Genomic DNA, 18,593 nt, shown 5'->3' with positions numbered 1-18,593 from the left:
TATTTATTATTCACCAAATACGGCTGGAAAGTCTGTATTAAAGTCTAAGATTTTAAAATCTGCAAGATCTGAATGTATGCTTTCATCATTATTGGTGAAAATTATGGTTCGCATTCCTGCTTCTTTTGCTGCTTTTAGTCCAGAATGACTGTCTTCAATTGCAATGCAGTGCTCAGGAGAAACACCCAGATTTTTTGCAGAAGTAAGATACACTGCAGGATGAGGTTTTCCCTGAGTTTCGAACTCCGATGAGTGAACGGTATCAAAGAGTTCACGAACCTGAAGCTTCTCAAGAACCACATGTGCCACACGCAAAGGAGCATTGGTAGCTAATCCTATTTTGTATGCTTTACTTTTAAGAGTTTGAATAAATTCCTGTACACCAGACATCGTGCAGTCCTGGCTTTGTATCATTTCAATTACTCTTGTAACCACTTTATCTTCCAAATCAGAACTATCAAAATTTTCCCATGGAAATCTTTCATACCAGAATTCTGTGACTTCCTGAGTCGTCATATATTTGGTTTGTGCCGCCAATTCATCTGTAACTTGTACGCCATATGATGAAAAAACATCAAGCTCCGCCTGAGTCCAGAATTTTTCTGAGTCTATCAGAACACCGTCCATGTCAAATATTACTGCTTGTAAAGCCATTTTCTGAATGATGAATTATGAGTTATGAGTTATAAATGATGAATTATTGGCTGATTTTATACACACAGCGCTGTCCTCCGGAAATGATATGGTCTATCCTTTCTACTTTGTAATCCTTCCCTATCAACGACTGGAAATTGGATAATTCGGCACGGCAGAAACCCTGACATTCGGTTGCAGCGGCACATATCGGGCAATGGTTTTCAATCAGAAAATAATCTGTACCTTCTTTTTTCCATTCTGCCATATAGCCTTCATCACTACGCACTTTTGCAAGGGATTCAAGGCGCTGCTCAAGAGATTTTGTCCTGGAAAGTATCTTTTCATAGCGGTCATGGGTATTTTTTTCACGATCACTGATCAATAAATTTAAAGCATTTTCACCTAAAAGACTTTTCACAGATTTCAAAATCTGAACCGTCACATCTGCATGCGTATCCGGAAACTGAGCCAACCCTTTTTCTGTAAGCGTATAGTAAGTAGATGGCCTGCCAACTCCTTCGCTCTTCACTGAAGACCGGATTAATCCCTCCTGGGCAAGATTCAGTAAATGCTTTCTCGCTCCTTCTTTGGTAATCGACAGTTCTTCAGCAATAAGAAGAGATGTGGCTTCCCCTCTCATCTTTAAGAACATCAGAATACGATCTGCAGCCGGTTTCTTCATTTGGCAATATTTAGGTTGTTTTATTTTTCAACAACAAATATAGCCATTTTCTATAATTTCAAAAAAATATACTTAAATAAAACATTTACAATACCTTATCGATTCAAATCATAAAACATATAAAACAACTAAAAAGTTGTTTTATTAAAATATATTTCTACCTTTGTCCTACATTAATCAAAAAAATAAAGACGATGAACCCATTTACATTACCACAACTGCCTTATGCTTACGATGCTTTGGCACCTTTTATAGATAAAGAAACAATGACCATTCACCATCAGAAGCATCATCAGACTTATGTAGACAATCTGAATGCAGCTTTGGCACAAACCGATGAGATCAACCCGGATCTGGATTCCTTATTGCAAAGAATCAGTGAATACAGTCCTGCCGTAAGAAATAATGGCGGTGGTCACTATAATCATTCCTTATTCTGGGAAATTCTTTCTCCTGAACCTAAACTTACTCCTGAAGGAATGCTTCATGATGATATCACTGCTACTTTTGGAAGTCTTGATAATCTGAAAGCGGAAATGAAAAAATCAGGTTTGGCTCAGTTCGGTTCCGGTTGGGTATGGCTTTTTGTAAAATTCAACGGATCACTGGCCATCAGTTCAACTGCTAATCAGGATAATCCGATGATGGATATTCTTTCCACGAACAGAGGTTTTCCAATTCTTGGAATAGATGTGTGGGAGCATGCTTATTATCTGAATTATCAGAATAAACGTGCAGATTATCTGGATGCTTTCTGGTCTGTACTGGATTGGTCTGCTGTAGAAGGAAAATATGAAGAAGCTTTATTAAAAGTGAGATAATGAACTCTGAATGTAATAAACTATGACTGAGGAAAATTTTATCAATAAAGCAAAGGCTTCAGGCATTATTGCCTTTGACCTTTCAGACTACAAACCGACTACGGAAATTGTAGAACTGGATATCAAAGATCATCTTTTCATGGGAATGATTGTGAAGGAGAAAGAGTTTAAAGAATCAATTGCTTCGGTGGATTTTTCTGTATACAATGAAAAAGCAGTAGGAATCATTTGTTCTACAGATGCCATTATCCCTCCCTGGGCTTACATGCTGATTATGGAAAAATTGTCTCCTTATGCTTCCTATGCCGATTTAAACAATGCAGAAACTATTCTGCTCGATCTCTGGAAACGCCGTCTCATCTATGCTGACCTGAAACACTACAGAAACCAGAAAGTAGTTGTTCGCGCAAGTACGAATCATGATCCTGCATTGTACTTATTAGCAGCAGGATTATTGAAACCTCTGGTGAAAACATTGATGTACGGTGAGATAGGATTACCCAAAGTAATATTTAAACAATAAAAATGAAAGCTATCATATTTAACGGATCTCTGGAAAGAAGAACTTTATCTACTTCCGGCCTGATTTCGGACTATTTTTCAGAACGTCTGAAAAGGCTGGGAATTCATACTGATATTTTTACGCTTGCAGATTCCGGTATCCCTTTATTCGATGTTACCCTGAATAAAACTCCTTTGGCAGTAGAACGTATGACTCAAATGTTCACGGATGCAGATCTGCACATATGGCTTGCTCCTCTTTATCACGGAAGTATTCCTGGAGTGATGAAAAACTGTCTGGACTGGCTTGAAGTAACTGCCAACAGGAAAGAGCCTTATCTTACCGATAAAACAGTCGGATTGGTTTGCTGGGCTGACGGTCTGCAGGCTATGCAGGGAATCAATGCCATGGATTCTATTGCCAAATCATTACGTGCGTGGCCATTGCCATTCAGTGTACCTGTTCTCAGATCGGCATTATTCGCAGGTGACAATTCAACTGAAATTTCGGAGCTTTATTCCGGTAAGTTTGATCAACTTATCAGTATTGCAACGTCTAAAAAAGTAGCTCTTATTGACTAAGAATTATGGAGAACGAAATTACGATTACTGTTATTGACCAAAGCGGTATTGTACATACTTTATTATGTCCTTTAGAAATGGGACTTACCCTTAAAGATATTTGCAAAGCCTACGAATTACCTATGGAAGCAATGTGCGGTGGTATGGCCATGTGTGCTACCTGTCACTGCTATATTCTGAGTGAAACAGTTCCTTTACCTGAAAAAAATGACATTGAAGAAGCTTTGTTATCAGAATTGTTTACCTCAACAACAACCAGCAGATTAGCCTGCCAGATTTATCTTACTGCCCAGATGAATGGGCTGTCAGTGGAAATTGCTGCAGATTAATGAGTTAAAAATAGAAATTAGCACACTTTATGCTGCTTATTTTCAAAGAACAGTGTTGAACTGCTGTAATTAAGTTTAGCGGGGATTTCCTAGCCGTCCGACGTTGAAGAAATCCCTTTTTTAAACCCTTTAAATTCAAACAATATGGCGATAAAAATAACAGATGCCTGTATCAACTGTGGAGCCTGCGAACCTGAATGCCCCAACTCAGCCATTTACGAAGGTGCCATCGACTGGCGCTGGAAAGACAAAACCAAACTTTCAGGACACATCATATTCCCTGACGGTACTGAAGGTGATGCCGATGCTTACCATGAAGCAGTCGCGGATGAAGTATATTATATCGTTGCCGGAAAATGTACGGAATGTAAAGGTTTTCATGATGAACCTCAATGTAAAGCCGTATGCCCTGTGGACTGCTGTGTGGATGACCCTGACCACCGGGAAACAGAAGAAGTACTATTGGATCGGCAAAAATTTATGCACAGTGCTTAAACGGCCGATTTGTGCAGAAGAAACCAAAGAATTAAAAATTTCAATATTTTATATTTAATTTCAATAGAGGCGGGTTTTTAACTAGTCATGGTCGGAAGATTTTTTCTTCCGACTTTTTGTTTTTAGATATTCAATATTATTATTGTAATTAATTGATTATCAACTATTTAATTTGTTTTATTGTTTCATTTTTTCATTTTTTGTATCTTTATTGCTGATAATCAATTGTTTATGTCAGTTTTTAAAGATCACAAAATATCACTTAAAGATGTTTTAGAATTTATTCCCGAAGCACTTTTAAGTCACCTTTCCGCAAGTACAAAAGTGGATTATTATAGTAAAGTTTTGCATGGAAGAAAAATATTCTACCTGCTTTTGTATTGCATATTTGATAATGAAAAATTAAGTCAAAGAACACTCGAAGATACTTTTAATAGCAGTGGATTCAAAGCGTTATTTGGCTTAGGGGAAGAGGAAAAGATTCGAAGGAGTTCAATTTCTGAGAGGCTTTCAAAAATTGATTCCAATTATTTCCTAGAAATCTACGAACAGATGTACGAAAGATTTTCGGAACTTTATTCCAAGACAGAAATCGAAAAATACAACTTAATCAGAGTTGACAGTACCATTGTAGCTGATACATGTAACAAGCTTAAAGAAGGAATTGATCAGAAAAGTGGAAAAAAATTAGTGAAATTCAGTTTTTCATTTGACGGAATTTTGCCATCAGCGGTAGATGTTTTTACGGGGCAAAAATACTCAACAGAAGATAATGCTCTTGCCCAGGCTGTTCTGAACCAGGTGAAAAAAGAAGATCATCATGATAATATTTATATCATAGACAGAGGGATCCAGTCTACAAGGACGATGAAAGATTTTGAAGAAAAGCTTCTGAAATTTATTATCCGTTCCAAAGAAAACAGGAAATATGAAGAGATTGAATCTTTTATTAAAACAGAAACCCCAATAAAATGGGATGATTGGGGAGTTATTAAAGACAGCAAAGTGAAGCTTTACACCGGAAAACCCATCCAAAACAAACGGGGAAATATTCATCATCGTGAAGAAAAAGTAGAAACATATTTTCGGTTGATCGTTATCAAAAATGAAAAAACAGCTAAAGAACTTTGGTTCATAACCAACGAATTTGAACTTTCTGCCAAAGAAATATCGGATTATTACCGTAAAAGGTGGGATATTGAGGTATTCTTCAGATTTATGAAACAAGAGTTGAATTTAAGCCATCTTGTTTCGCTCAATAAAAACGGAATTGAAGTAATGCTCTACATGACAATGATTGCTTCTATGCTGCTCTTGATTTACAAAAAAGTAAACAATTTAGGATATAAAACAGCTAAAAGACGCATCGCTATGGAACTTCGGGATATGATTACCGCAATTTTAATAATATTTGCGGGGGGGGATCCTGCAAAAGTCTTCAAAACTTAAAACATAAAAAATGGTCGGAAATTTCTTCCGACCATGACTAGGTTTTTAACCCGCCTTTTTATATTTCTTTTCATTTGGCTTTAGCCTAAACTTATTTTATTTTTAATCTCAGTGTAGATTTTTTGAGTAAAAGGTGTTTCTACACCTATTTCAGAACCATATTTTAACACTGCGCCCGCAAACAGTTCCAGTTCATTATCTTTCTTTCCTGAATTGATATCAAGCTGTAAAGAAGTAGGAGTTTCGTAAGGAAAAGTAGAAGCTTTTTCGAAAGTCGCACTAACGATATCTTCCTGAAGATCAATTACTTTTTTAGCCGCGATGAGTTTTATTTCATTCATAATACCAGCAGCTTCATCGTTTTGTTCTTTCTCATTACATACAGCTCCCATAGACGAATTATGCTTGGCAGTTACCAATCCGAAACTCGCAATGAATATAAATTTCGTCCAGATTGCATTTAATGAATTATCTTTAAAATCAAACTCAATTTTACTTTCATTTAATAGGTCTGTAACCCATTCCACCGGAGCAGAAAAATGTTCAGGATCTCTTCCTACGATAATTTTTCCCGGGTTTCCTTTATGCTCTACTATTCCTCTTTCCTTAATATGAGAGGCAACGTAAACACAAGTCGGAAGTACAGTATGATCCGGAATTATGGTACGTATTCTGTCGTAGATATCTGCTCCGTTCATCATCGGAAGCAGTATCGTGTCTTTGTTAATGACTGGCAATAATTGTTTGCAGACATTTTCAAGATCATATTCTTTTACACAAATCAAAACCAAGTCAGGATTTTTGATTTCACTAATGTTCTGCACTATAGCATTAGGATGAGTCTGTGAATTAGAATGCTCTGGAGATAAAAGAGTCAATCCGTTTTGTTTCACTTTCTCATAAGTTTCTCCGCGTGCCACAAAAGAAACAGTATATTTTCCTGAAGTTTCATTGGTTTGATTTATTTTAAAACCAAAATAACCGCCTACACCACCCAATCCTATTATAACAATATGCTTTTTGTTCATGAAATTATTTTTAAGCAAATATCAGGGATGATCTTTGAACTATCACTTGACAAATGAAAAGAAATTACAATTTATAAATATCCCTTCTTATCCTGCTCAGAGAGCTGTCTTTTATTCCCAGATAGGAAGCAATCACCTTCAAAGGGACGTGTTGGAAAACATCAGGATCTTTCTTCATCAGATTAAAATATCTTGTGGAGGCTTTCTGACTTGCCATCTCTATCAGTCTGTTATGAATATTATAATAATTAAGAACAAAAAGAAGTCTGCTAAACTCCCTGAATTCAGGAATATTATGGAAATTATGCTGTACATTTTCCAACCCTGTTTCCCAGAAAACACATTCGGTTACCGTTTGATATATTTCTTTGGTTGGCTGCTGTCTGAAAAACGACAGGAAATCATTAACGAAGCAGGGAGCTTTATAAATATTAGTGGTGATCTCCTCATTATCTTCATTGAATATATACGAACGCACATATCCTTTTTCCAAAAAATATGTTTTGGTACTAATGGCATTTTTATCCAGCAAAACAGTATTTGCTTTTAACTCAAAATGACTGAATTTTTCAGTGATTTTCTCCACCACTTCAGCGTTGATACTGAATAAGGAATGAAAGTAGGTATTAAGTGATGATTTGTCCATTACATTATTGTCATAGATCTATTTGAGCCACTAAAAGTAACAATAATTTGTGGAAGTTTGGTTAATTATAAACCAGATAGCCACACCGTCAAAAATTCTTTGAATTTTCGTCATCCCTCCAGAGGAAGGGAATTTTTCACAGCATATGAAATGATATTTCTACAAATAAAGAACCCTCTAAACTTTAGGCTTAAAGGTTTTTTATTTTGGTAGAAAAGCTATTCTTCTGTGAGAACTTCATCATATCAGAGATTTAGGAAACGGTTACTTCCATCCTCCTCCCAAAGCGGCATAAAGATTCACAACGGCCTGAAGTTGCTGCAGTTTATCAGTAACCGCACTTTGTCTGGCGCTCAAAAGGCTTTGTTCCGAGGTAAGAACATCCGTATAATTGGTTGCGCTGGTATATTTAAGCAATTCTTTGGTGAAATGAACGGCTTTTTCAAGATTTGCAATCTGTTCTTTACGGGAAGAAACTTTTTCATCCACCATCTGATACTGATATAATGCATTGGAAACCTCCTGTCCTGCTGTCAGCAATACTTTACTGTAATTATACTCAGAGGCTTCATAAGTGGCTTGGGCTACTTTTAGTTTCTGTTTATTAATTCCGTTATTAAAAATCGGTTGTGTAAGGCCTCCGATAATATTGGCGAAGAATGCTCCGGCATTAAAAAATGAGCTGAGCTGTGTAGCATATAAACCAGCCTGTCCTGTAATCGTTAAAGCAGGATAAAAAGCGGTTCTGGCTACATTGATCTGTTCAAAATTACTTCTAAGCTGAAGTTCTGCCTGTTTTACATCTGGTCGGTTTGCTAATAGCTGAGCAGGCACTCCTACTGATAATTCGCTATAGACCTGCTCATTAAAAAGAGAATCTCTTTTAATTGGGCCCGGAGTTCTTCCCAGCAATAAAGACAAGGTATTTTCTGCCTGGCGGATATTATTTTTGATATCCGGAACGGTTGATTTTATGGCATAATAATTCGCGGCACTCTGTACAACTGCTGCACCTGTTACTACGTTACTGTTTTTCAAAATCTTCATGGTCTCCGTATCTTTAGAATAAACTTCCAGAGATTGCTGAACGATATTTAGCTGCTCATCATAAGCAAGCAATTGATAATAAGTACTGGCAATATTGGCGACAACCTGTGTCTGCACAGCTTGTTTATAAGCTTCACTGGCCAGATAGGAAGCATACACAGACCTTTTGGAACTGCTTAATTTTCCCCAGATATCTACCTGCCATGATGATAATGCATACAGCTGATATACCTGTGAAGCAGAAGCCTGAGAATTGGAAGGGTGATAAGCTCCGGCAGAAGCATTCCCTGAAACTGAAGGGAAAAATGCCTGTTTGCTTTGTATAAAATTGGCTTCAGCGGCTTTAAGATTGGCGGCCGCTGTTTTTAAATCCAGGTTATTTGTAATTCCTTCGGAGATTAGCTCCTGTAATGAAGGATCTTTAAAAATTTCTTTCCACGAAAGGACTGCTATATTGTCGGCCTTATTTGCAGCTGCATCGCCATACAATTGATCTGGAACAGATTGATTGTTGGTATAAGGCTGTGAAACATTGCAGCTGAAAAGCATCACAGAAACAGCAGTGATTTGTATATAGAATTGATATTGTTTTTTCCAGTGTATCATACTTTTATCGTAGGATTATTTTTTGTGTTCAACAATAAGTTCATCATTTTCATCGTACTTATTGGTTCCTGCTTTTTCCTGCAAGCCTTGAAAAATGACATATAGCCCCGGAATAACAAAGATTCCCAGGATGGTTCCAAACAACATCCCTCCAATAGAGCCTATTCCAATAGATTTGTTTCCATTGGCTCCTACACCACTTGAAAACATCAGAGGCATTAATCCGAAAATAAAAGCCAGCGAGGTCATCAGAATAGGTCTGATTCTTATCTTCGCCCCTGCCAGAGCACTGTCCAGTAACCCCATTCCTTCACGTCTTTTTTCAAGGGAAAGTTCTACCATCAGAATGGCATTTTTTGCGAGAAGTCCTATCAGCATAATCATACAGATCTGTATGTAAATATTATTATCTATCCCGAATAGTTTCACAAAGACAAAAATTCCGCTTAATCCCACAGGTAAAGAAAGAATTACAGCAAGAGGAAGAATATAGCTTTCATATAAAGCGCTCAAAAGCAGATATACAAAACAAAGGCTTAACAGGAATATAATTCCGGCCTGAGAACCGGAGCTTTGCTCTTCTTTACTGATTCCACTATATTCAAAGCTATAACCAGGCGGCAACGTCTGCGCGGCAATTTCATTAATAGCTTGCATCGCTTGTCCTGTACTGTAACCGGTATTGGGAGAACCACTCACAGAAATAGCATTGTACATATTAAATCTTGAAACGGAGGAAGGACCATATACCTTTTTCATGGTAATATATTCCGAGATAGGGCTCATTGTTCCGCTTGCCGTTCTTATTTTAATATTATTCATTTGCTCAACAGTACCTCGATAAGGATTGTCTGCCTGAAGAATAATCTGATACTGCTGCCCAAACTCTGTGAAATTACTTACATAAGAACTTCCGTAGTATACATTCATCAAATTAAGTATTTCTGATGGTTGTATGCCGTTGTCTTCACATTTCGCCACATTTACATCTACTTCATATTGCGGAAAGTTGGGATTAAACGCTGTGGCTGCATACTGAATTTCGCTTCTCTTGTTCAATGCTGCCAGAAAGTTTTGAGAAACACCATAAAAATCGCTTATGCTATGTCCACCTCTGTCTTCCAGTTGGAATGTAAACCCACCACTGGTTCCAAAACCACTGATAGTAGGCTGCTGCATAAAGTTGATGGAAGCACCTTCAATATTTTTTGTTTTTTCTGTGAGCTGCTGGATTACATCTTTATCTGTGACTCCCGGTCTTTGGCTCCATGGAGTAAGTCTTAGGATAAGCATTCCATAGGAACTTCCGCTTCCTCCAAGCTGATTTTGGCCTAATGTCGTCATGGATGCCTGTATCTCCGGAATAGTATGGGCAATATTATCAATCTGTTTATTAATAGCCTGTACTCTTTCTTTGGTTGCCGCAGCAGGAAGAGTAACATTCACAAAAATGGTTCCCATATCCTCAGAAGGGACAAAACTGGATGCCACACTTTTAATAGTGAAATAAAACAAACCGCCAAAACAGATTACTAAGGTTAACGTCAGCCATTTTCTTCTGATCAGAAACCCAACACTGGAGATATATTTATTAATCAGCTTTTCATAATTTGCATTGAATCCTTTCTTTATTTTTTGCAAGAATCCTTTCTTCTCCTCATCCTGCTCATGCTTTGGAGGACGAAGGAACATTGCAGCCAGAGCTGGGCTTAAGGTAAGTGCATTGACTGCCGAAATCATAATAGCTACGGCAAGTGTAATTCCGAACTGCTTATAAAATACTCCGGCAGATCCTCCCAAAAATGTTACGGGAAGAAATACAGACGCCATCACCAATGTAATAGAAACAATTGCCGGGGCAATTTCTCCCATTGCATCAATGGCTGCTTTTCGGGGTGAGGTATAGCCATGTTCCAATTTACTGTGTACTGCTTCTACCACCACTACAGCATCATCCACCACGATTCCGATGGCCAATACCAAAGCAAATAAGGTAAGCAAGTTAAGACTATAGCCAAACAAATACAGGAAAAAGAATGTTCCAATAATAGATACAGGAACGGAAACCCCGTGAATAATAGTAGAACGTACATCCTGCAAAAAGATAAGAATAACGAGAAATACCAATATAAAACATTCCACGAGGGTATGCAGTACTTTGGAAATACTCTCACTCAGGAAGTTATTGATATTAACCAGTTCTATCATTTTAATTCCGGATGGGAAATTTTTTGAAGCGTCTGCCATTACTTTTTGGGCTCCTACAATTACCTGCTGGGCATTAGAACCTGGAGTCTGGCTGATTGCAATTGCTACTGCGGGTTTTCCATTGATAGCCGTGGCACTGGTATAAGTTTGAGTCCCCAGATCTATCCGGGCAATATCTTTCAGGTAAAGATACTGTCCGTTCCCCATAGATTTAACAACAACCTTTTTGAACTGTTCTATTGAAACCAACGTACCGGAATACGTAATATCATATTGAAATGCCTGTGCCAGATTATCTCCTATTTTACCGGGAGCTGCATTAAAATTCTGGGCATTCAAAACTGCTGTTACATCAGAAGGAACCAATCCGTAAGCTGCCATTTTATCAGGCTGAAGCCAAATACGCATGGCGTAAGTCATTGCTCCTCCAAATATGGTGGCACCTCCTACTCCTTTTGCTCTTTGCAGCTGGGGAACAAGGTTTATGGCAGCATAATTCTGTAAAAACTTCTGATCATATTGTGCCCGCTCACTAAACAAGCCTAAAATAAGCACGTTACTACTTTGCTGTTTTCTTACGGTAACCCCTGCCTGTGTTACAGCCTGTGGCAATTTAGATAATATGGTACTGATTCTGTTTTGTACATCTACAGCAGCCTGATTAGGATCTACTCCTACATCAAAATAAACACTGATACTGGCAGACCCCGTATTACTGGCAGAAGAAGTCATATAAGTCATTCCTTCCACCCCGTTAATCTGTTGCTCTAGTGGAAAAACAACACTGTTGATCAATGTTGTAGTATTGGCTCCCGGATACGAGGCCGAAACCTGAATGGTAGGCGGGGCAATATTAGGATACTGTGCCACGGGTAAACTGCTAATCCCGAGAATACCCAACACCACAATGATTACGGAAATTACCGTACTCAATACCGGTCTTCGAATAAATAGTTTAAGCATGGCTGTTAGTTGGCTTTAGATTTCATATTACGATAGAGGTCTGCGGCATTAGTCTTCTTCGGCTTTATTACTGTACTATCGCTGATATTTAAACCGTTCAGAACAAGCTGATCGCCTGCTTTCACTCCGCTATTTATCACCACAAAATTTCCGTCATCTGTAGGTGAAGTGGTTACAGCTTCGCTCATTACCATATTTCCGTGGGTGACTTTATAAACAAATGACTTATCCTGCATCTGATATACTGCGGTCTGCGGTATCAGCAGCGCATTATCCAAGTTTGAAGGGATACGGATTGTTGCACTTGCTCCATTTTGTATGATCCCCAGTCCATTATTAAATATCGCTTTGAAAGTAGCTGTTCCTGTACTGCTGTTAATTCCTCCGCCTGCGGTTTCTAATCTTCCTTTTTCAGGATATACCGTTCCATCAGCCAATACCAGAGTAACCGGAGGCATATTATGCAGTTTTTCTGCAGTGGTATTTCCTTTCATACTGTTCATAAAATTCAGTAATTCTTTCTCATTGAGAGAGAAATAAGCAAATACATTGGTAGTATTGGAAAGTATTGTAAGAGGATCTGTAGTGGTACTGCTTACCAAAGCTCCAATTTTATAAGGGATAAGGCCAATTGTACCGCTCTGAGGACTTCTTATATAGGTATATCCCTGATTGGTTTGAGCATTCGCAAGGTTTGCCTTTGCCTGTGCCAGAGCTGCCTGTTGGGATTGTAGCGTATACTGAGCTGCGCTCAATTCATATTTACTTACAATTTCCTGCTGTACCAGTGGACGTGCTTTTTCAACGTTCATCCTGGCGGCATTTACATTGGCTTCTGCACTTTTTATGGCTGCTTTGGCGGTAATGATATCCTGCTCATACTGAGGATTTTTTATTCTGAATAATAACTGTCCTTTAGTTACTGATGCCCCTTCCGGAACATAGATATCCTGAAGGTAACCAGACACCATGGGTTTTATTTCCACAACATTCTGTCCCTGAACAGATGCCGGAAAATCATTGTATACGGTAACTTCTTGAGGGCTCAGAGTAAGAACCTGATAGCTTTGAATTTCCTGTTTTTTTTCTGTTTTCTTTTTAGCACAGGAAAATAATATAACCGGAATAAGAAGGATATATTTATTTTTTTTCATAGTAATGCATTTGTATAAAATAAAAATAAGAAGGGTTGAATAGTTTTATTTTATCAACATAAAAGTAGTACTTTAACAAATACTTTTTTCAAAAAATTGTACAAAATTTAATTAGAATCCAATTTTTACAGATATTTAGATATTTTAATATAATTATTAAACCTAAAAACCGAATAGAGTTATAATATTTAAGGTCTTATCATCGCGGTTTCAGACATTATTTTGTCTGCACACTTCATGATTTATTGATTTTTCGTAATTTTCTCTGTTAAAACCAGCCTGAAAAGGCCGTAAGTATGGATAACGATTTCACTTATACATTCATAGAACCAGACGAAGAGATGGCAGATTTTGTTGAAAATCTGGGCACTTTTCAGAACCATTCGGATGAGGCTAAAGAAGTGGTGATTATTCCTGACGGAAGAATTGATTTGTTTTTCTCAAAATCTCCTTCAGAACCTTTTCATATTACCCTTCTAGGGCTGGAAACTTATCCGGAGCAAAGGTATATTGCTCCTCATACGACTGCTTTTATCGTCAGCTTCAAACCTCTTGCGGTAGAATATATTTTGAATACTTCCATTGCCGATTTATTGAATATCGGAAAAGAGCTTCCCTCCGATTTTTGGAATTTTAAAGCTGAAGACTTAAAGGATTTTAATCATTGCTGTACCAAAGCCATTCACAAAATAAAAGAGCTTCTTCCTCAAAAAACAGATGAGAGAAAACTCCGGCTTTTCGAGTTGGTTTATTCTTCAAAGGGCGAAATGAGTGTGCAGGAACTTTCTGAAAAAACGGGTTGGAGCAGCAGACAGATCAACCGTTATTTTACCAAACAGCTCGGCTTATCATTAAAAGCCTATTCTACTATTTTACGCTTCAGAGCATCATTGGAACATATTGCACAGGGAAGGCTTTTCCCGGAACTTAATTATACTGATCAGAATCACTTCATCAAAGAAGTGAAGAAATTTTCAGGGGTTGCTCCCAAAGAATTATCCAAAAATAAAAACGACCGATTTGTACTATTATCTGTATTGAAAGGAAAATAACTTTGCATTGTAAAATTTAAATAAACAATGCTGATAGACAATAAATCAATAGCAATCGTTGGTGGCGGTCCTGCAGGACTTACACTGGCAAGACTTTTACAACTGAAAGGTGCTGAAGTAAAAGTATATGAAAGAGACTTTAATAAAGATGCAAGGGTACAGGGCTCTCCTCTTGATATGCATGAAGATTCCGGGTTGGCAGCCATTCGTAAGGCAGAATTACTGGAGGAATTCAAAAAGACTTTCCGTCCTGGTGCAGACAGAACTCTGATCATGAATGAAAAGGCTGAAATTTTTTTTAACGATCATGAAACTAAGCCTGAAGAGGATTTTGGTCATGAGCATTTCCGTCCGGAAATAGATCGTGGTCCTTTAAGAAATATGCTGCTGGATTCTTTATATCCTGAAACAGTAGTCTGGGACAGTCATTTTCTATCGATGGAACCTAAGGGTGAAGGCTGGCTGATGCATTTTAAAAACGGAAGCTCAGCGTATGCAGATCTTGTCATTGCCGGGGATGGAGCCAATTCTAAAATCCGACCTTATCTCACTGATATTAAACCTGTTTATTCTGGAGTTATTATGCTGGAAGGCAATGTGTCCAAAGAGAATGCTCCTCAGATTGATTCTATAATAAAAGGTGGCAAAATAATGGCATTTGGAAATAACCAAAATATTCTGCTCGGTCAGAAAGGGAATGGAGATTTGGGATTTTATGCAAGCTTTAAAGCTGATGAAAACTGGGCAGCTACCAGTGGTCTTGATTTTTCTGATAATGCACAGATGCTGCAATGGTTTAATACAGAATATTCTGAATGGAGCTCTGTCTGGGAGGAACTTTTTAAAAATGCAAAAACACCTTTTATTCCTCGTTTGATTTACTATATGCCTTTGGATCAGACCTGGGAGTCTCAATCTAATTTAACACTGATAGGTGATGCAGCCCATGTAATGCCTCCATTTGCGGGAGAAGGTGCGAATATGGCCATGCTGGACGCTCTTGAGCTAAGTGAATATTTAACAGATAACCGTTACAATACTTTACAGGAAGCTATTTCCAGTTACGAACAGGTGATGCGAAAAAGAGCCGCTCTTGCCACGGAAGAATCTCTTGAAAATGGAGAACGGATGCATTCTGAAACCTCATTAAACACGATGCTTGACTTTTTTAATGGTCACCTGACGTAATTCGTCTGTCAAGTCCTAGATAATCAAAAGGCTGCCTTCTGGTGAAGACAGCCTTTTTTCCCTCTTGAAATAATTCTTTTTCTCTCCGCTTTTAGATCCTGATACGGAGATTCATTAGTGTCATTTATTTTTTGATTAATTTGGTGTTGTAAGTATTTTTCTCATCTTTTATGGTAACCACATACATTCCTTTTACCAGAGAAGCTACGTTGATTCTTCCTTCAATATTACCTTCCTGAACAAGTCTTCCGTCTGCACTGTAGATTTTGTAATCTGCTTTACCTTTAAGGTTTTTCACTTCTACAAATGTATCTGCAGGGTTAGGGTAAATAGATACTTCTGATGTTTTTGTGTCTACCGCTTCTCTCACAGCAAGCGTACCTGCTGTAATTTTTACCGGGAGATCCAAAATACCACCCGCCTGGCTTGCCAGTTCGCCACATGTATTAGCCAGAGCAGCCGTTGAAAACTTACCAATAATCCTCATCCTTAATAATTTATCTCCGGCATATGATGTAGCTGGAACAGTAAAGGTATGATCTCCAAAATTCACAAGTCCTTTCGGTGCTGCCCCTGATATACTGCTCACTCTCTCTGTACTTTCAAAAACTCCATTTCTGTTATAATCAATCCAAACAGAAACATTTTCATTTGCTGCAGCAAGTAAATTAACAACAGCAGGCTTTAGTGTATAAGAATTGCCCTGAACAAGATTAATTATTTTAGAAGTATCCTCACTTAAATCTATATATGACCTTGCAACGCCATTGAAATAATCCAGATTCGCTACTTTAGCAGATACAATTCCTGCATAATAAGGTGATCCTGAATTTAATATACAATAATCAGCTCCTGTTTTTAATCCCTTTGTTTTGAAAGTATAATTATTAGAAAAAGCTCCTGCAGCTGAATTAACTACGGCAGCCACCTGTACTTCATAGTCGGTTTCATCTTCCAGATTATTCAGTACAACTGAATTTGCCGGGCTTACCGCATTAGACCAGTTTACTGTTCCTGCTTTCCTGTAATTAATGGAATAAGTAGCTCCAGGAACACTGTTCCATGATACTCTTGCTGTTGTTTTGAAAACTTCGGTATCTATTGTAGCAATACCTGTAGGCGCTGAAGTAGACGATGTAGGAGCAGCACCTACATTAATAGCTGGTGATACTGCATAAAATACATTTCCAACCGCAGATACTCTCAGTTTTATCGCTCCGCTTAGATTCGCAGGCATTTGTGCGCTATAACTTCCTGTATTAGGAGCTGCCGCTACAAGATCCGTCCATGTAGTTCCGTTATTGGTGGTGTAGTCAATTTTTACACTTGCCACATTGTAAGGAGCTGCATTGGTATTAGCCATATCCCAATAAATAGTGTTTGCTGCATTATTGTACAATACTGATGATGCAGTAAGCCCATTGAATTTGAAAGGTCCGTCATTTCCTACAGTAACAGTGGTTGTAGAAGTGGAAACCATTGGACGCTGCGGATTTTGATCTCTTACCGTTACAGCATAGTTCAATACACGAGGAATGTAAGATACGGTTTCCCAATCCTGTTTATTGGTTAAAGCACCATTAACCACCGTTTCCAGTTTAGGAAAATATCTTCTTCCGTTTGGTGATCCGGGTAATGATCTTGTTAAAGCTCCTTTTGGATTATAGCCCCATCCGCTGTCTCCTGAAATTGTAGAAAATTCATCTGTACTGTCATTCTGTTCCCAGGTATAGTTTACAGGATCACTTTCTGCATCGGCAGCCGAAGCATCAAGATAATATGCTGTCCCTTTAGGAATATTGTAAGCCACCAAAGCATTAATAACCGGCGCTGTGTTATTATTGATGTCCAAAGACGTTCCGCAGTTAGTCTTATTTTCCAGGTTGGTTAATACCTGATCAATTGATTTGTAATGAAAATAGCCATCTGCATTAGCCTGTACATTATCATAGGTAATCCCCGCATACCCCATAATGGTAGTTCCTCCTCCAGGTTCTACATTGGCTCCTTTGTTGGCATCTGTAACGGAAGTATTTGAAAATGTGTGATTAGCACCCAATTGATGCCCCATTTCATGAGCAGCAGTAAAGTCAAACACTTCGCCTACAGGTACAGGACCTTGTGTAAATGCTGATCCTTTTTGTTTATCTGTGTTATTAGCAGGATCTGTACATACAATTCCAATTCCGCCTGCGTTTCCGCTTCTTTCTGCATTTTGATTAAGAACATGCCCTATGTCATAATTGGCATTTCCTACGACGGTAGTAAGGGTTTGCTGTAATTGCGTATTTAAATCGTTTGAATAGGGATCAGCAGCTGCATCAAGATAGATAAGATCCGGAAAGTTCTGAACAGTTAAGTGAGCACCGAAATCACGTTCAAAGACGCCATTTATACGGGTCATTGTATTATTCATTGCTGCTAAAATCACTCCTTTTTTTGCATCATCTGTTGCATTAGCCGGTGTTCCTGCCGCTGTCAGCTGATATTGGCTGTATTCTCCGGTAACGGACAATGCCATTCTGAAGTTTCTGTATTTTGTATTAGTAGGTCTGTTAGTAATTCCTACTCCCGAAAGCATATTTTTACCATTTGCCACCAATTTATTAATATCATTTAGATGATGTTCTCCTGTGTCGCATTTGAAACCATGTTCTCCGGTTTCATTAGATTTATAAAAGACACCATATGTCTGTTTATCTTTACTGATGGGCTCTATAAACTGAAATATACCATTTTTAATGATCATAGACTGCATATCATTCGGGGATATGCTGAATCTTAAGTATTTAGAAGGATCATCTATCCCTACTCCTACATACGATCCCAACTGATATTTTTCTACCAGCGATCTATCCATCACAGGATTACTGTACACGGAAAATTTCTCTATCTTTCCTTCTGCTGTTGGTAAAGAAATAACAACAGGTCTGGCATTTTTACCTGTTTCTTCAGCATTTTTAAGCAGGTCTCTCAGAGATTTCAGGTCTACTCTGTAAGACTGCTGTACTACCACACCTTCTCTTATCTGCGAAGATTTCTGGGAAACAGATTCCCATCTCTGAGCATTGAAAACGGTAAAACAAGATGCTAACGCGCAAACTAATAAAATTCTTTTTTTCATAAATTAATTTAAAGTTATTGTGGGAAGCCTGTTGAAATACTATCCAAAGTCCGTTTCACTTTCTGATTTTAAGCCATCTTAA

Annotated in this window: 16 protein-coding genes; 8 read left to right on the top strand and 8 right to left on the bottom strand. The window is 38.0% G+C overall.

Features of this window, described 5'->3' with window-relative positions; all coding sequences use genetic code 11:
* Positions 1-6 precede the first annotated feature (6 nt).
* Together hxpB and CLU97_RS08120 are read right to left on the bottom strand one after the other, a co-directional pair.
* Complete coding sequence (gene hxpB / locus CLU97_RS08125) at positions 7-654, bottom strand: hexitol phosphatase HxpB (protein WP_121487483.1); 648 nt, start codon at positions 652-654, stop codon at positions 7-9.
* A 43-nt stretch (positions 655-697) separates the two neighbouring features.
* Complete coding sequence (locus CLU97_RS08120) at positions 698-1,318, bottom strand: helix-turn-helix transcriptional regulator (RefSeq protein WP_121487482.1); 621 nt, start codon at positions 1,316-1,318, stop codon at positions 698-700.
* Between the two features lie 194 nt (positions 1,319-1,512).
* Here CLU97_RS08120 and CLU97_RS08115 point away from each other — a divergent pair, with 194 nt between their 5' ends.
* The 6 genes from CLU97_RS08115 to CLU97_RS08090 all read left to right on the top strand — a co-directional run bounded on the left by CLU97_RS08115 (position 1,513) and on the right by CLU97_RS08090 (position 5,495).
* A complete protein-coding gene (locus CLU97_RS08115) occupies positions 1,513-2,139 on the top strand; it encodes a superoxide dismutase (RefSeq protein ID WP_121487481.1) in 627 nt (208 codons plus the stop codon).
* 22 nt (positions 2,140-2,161) lie between these two features.
* Positions 2,162-2,662 carry a DUF2480 family protein gene (locus tag CLU97_RS08110; RefSeq protein WP_121487480.1) on the top strand — a complete coding sequence of 167 codons (501 nt, stop codon included), beginning with the start codon at positions 2,162-2,164 and terminating at the stop codon, positions 2,660-2,662.
* Between the two features lie 2 nt (positions 2,663-2,664).
* Positions 2,665-3,222, top strand: a complete 558-nt coding sequence (locus CLU97_RS08105; protein WP_121487479.1) for an NADPH-dependent FMN reductase — start codon at positions 2,665-2,667, stop codon at positions 3,220-3,222.
* A 5-nt stretch (positions 3,223-3,227) separates the two neighbouring features.
* The gene (locus tag CLU97_RS08100; RefSeq protein WP_121487478.1) at positions 3,228-3,551 is read left to right on the top strand and encodes a 2Fe-2S iron-sulfur cluster-binding protein; all 324 of its coding nucleotides are present in this window, start codon (positions 3,228-3,230) and stop codon (positions 3,549-3,551) included.
* 144 nt (positions 3,552-3,695) lie between these two features.
* Positions 3,696-4,046 (top strand): 4Fe-4S dicluster domain-containing protein, encoded by a 351-nt coding sequence (locus CLU97_RS08095; RefSeq protein WP_121487477.1) that lies wholly within the window; start codon positions 3,696-3,698, stop codon positions 4,044-4,046.
* Between the two features lie 231 nt (positions 4,047-4,277).
* Complete coding sequence (locus CLU97_RS08090; protein ID WP_121486166.1) at positions 4,278-5,495, top strand: IS4 family transposase; 1,218 nt, start codon at positions 4,278-4,280, stop codon at positions 5,493-5,495.
* 80 nt (positions 5,496-5,575) lie between these two features.
* Here the strand turns inward: CLU97_RS08090 and CLU97_RS08085 are convergent, their stop codons facing one another.
* The 5 genes from CLU97_RS08085 to CLU97_RS08065 form a co-directional block, all read right to left on the bottom strand.
* Positions 5,576-6,523, bottom strand: coding sequence for a ketopantoate reductase family protein (locus CLU97_RS08085; protein WP_121487476.1), 948 nt, complete (start codon positions 6,521-6,523; stop codon positions 5,576-5,578).
* A gap of 64 nt (positions 6,524-6,587) precedes the next feature.
* Entirely contained in the window at positions 6,588-7,169 is a 582-nt protein-coding gene (locus CLU97_RS08080) for a Crp/Fnr family transcriptional regulator (protein WP_121487475.1), read from the bottom strand.
* Positions 7,170-7,433: 264 nt separating this feature from the next.
* Complete coding sequence (locus tag CLU97_RS08075) at positions 7,434-8,822, bottom strand: efflux transporter outer membrane subunit (protein ID WP_121487474.1); 1,389 nt, start codon at positions 8,820-8,822, stop codon at positions 7,434-7,436.
* 15 nt (positions 8,823-8,837) lie between these two features.
* Positions 8,838-11,993 (bottom strand): efflux RND transporter permease subunit, encoded by a 3,156-nt coding sequence (locus CLU97_RS08070; RefSeq protein WP_121487473.1) that lies wholly within the window; start codon positions 11,991-11,993, stop codon positions 8,838-8,840.
* A gap of 5 nt (positions 11,994-11,998) precedes the next feature.
* A complete protein-coding gene (locus CLU97_RS08065; RefSeq protein ID WP_121487472.1) occupies positions 11,999-13,147 on the bottom strand; it encodes an efflux RND transporter periplasmic adaptor subunit in 1,149 nt (382 codons plus the stop codon).
* A gap of 296 nt (positions 13,148-13,443) precedes the next feature.
* Here CLU97_RS08065 and CLU97_RS08060 point away from each other — a divergent pair, with 296 nt between their 5' ends.
* Together CLU97_RS08060 and CLU97_RS08055 are read left to right on the top strand one after the other, a co-directional pair.
* Positions 13,444-14,199, top strand: a complete 756-nt coding sequence (locus tag CLU97_RS08060; protein WP_121487471.1) for a helix-turn-helix domain-containing protein — start codon at positions 13,444-13,446, stop codon at positions 14,197-14,199.
* 27 nt (positions 14,200-14,226) lie between these two features.
* Complete coding sequence (locus CLU97_RS08055; protein WP_121487470.1) at positions 14,227-15,387, top strand: FAD-dependent oxidoreductase; 1,161 nt, start codon at positions 14,227-14,229, stop codon at positions 15,385-15,387.
* Between the two features lie 124 nt (positions 15,388-15,511).
* On the opposite strand, the gene CLU97_RS08050 is transcribed toward CLU97_RS08055, so the two are convergent.
* Positions 15,512-18,511 (bottom strand): reprolysin-like metallopeptidase, encoded by a 3,000-nt coding sequence (locus CLU97_RS08050; RefSeq protein ID WP_121487469.1) that lies wholly within the window; start codon positions 18,509-18,511, stop codon positions 15,512-15,514.
* Positions 18,512-18,593: the final 82 nt, after the last annotated feature.

This window comes from Chryseobacterium sp. 7 (assembly GCF_003663845.1).
Taxonomy (GTDB): Bacteria; Bacteroidota; Bacteroidia; order Flavobacteriales; family Weeksellaceae; genus Chryseobacterium.
Note: the sequence above shows the minus strand (reverse complement) of the source record. Positions and strands in the feature narration are given on the sequence as shown.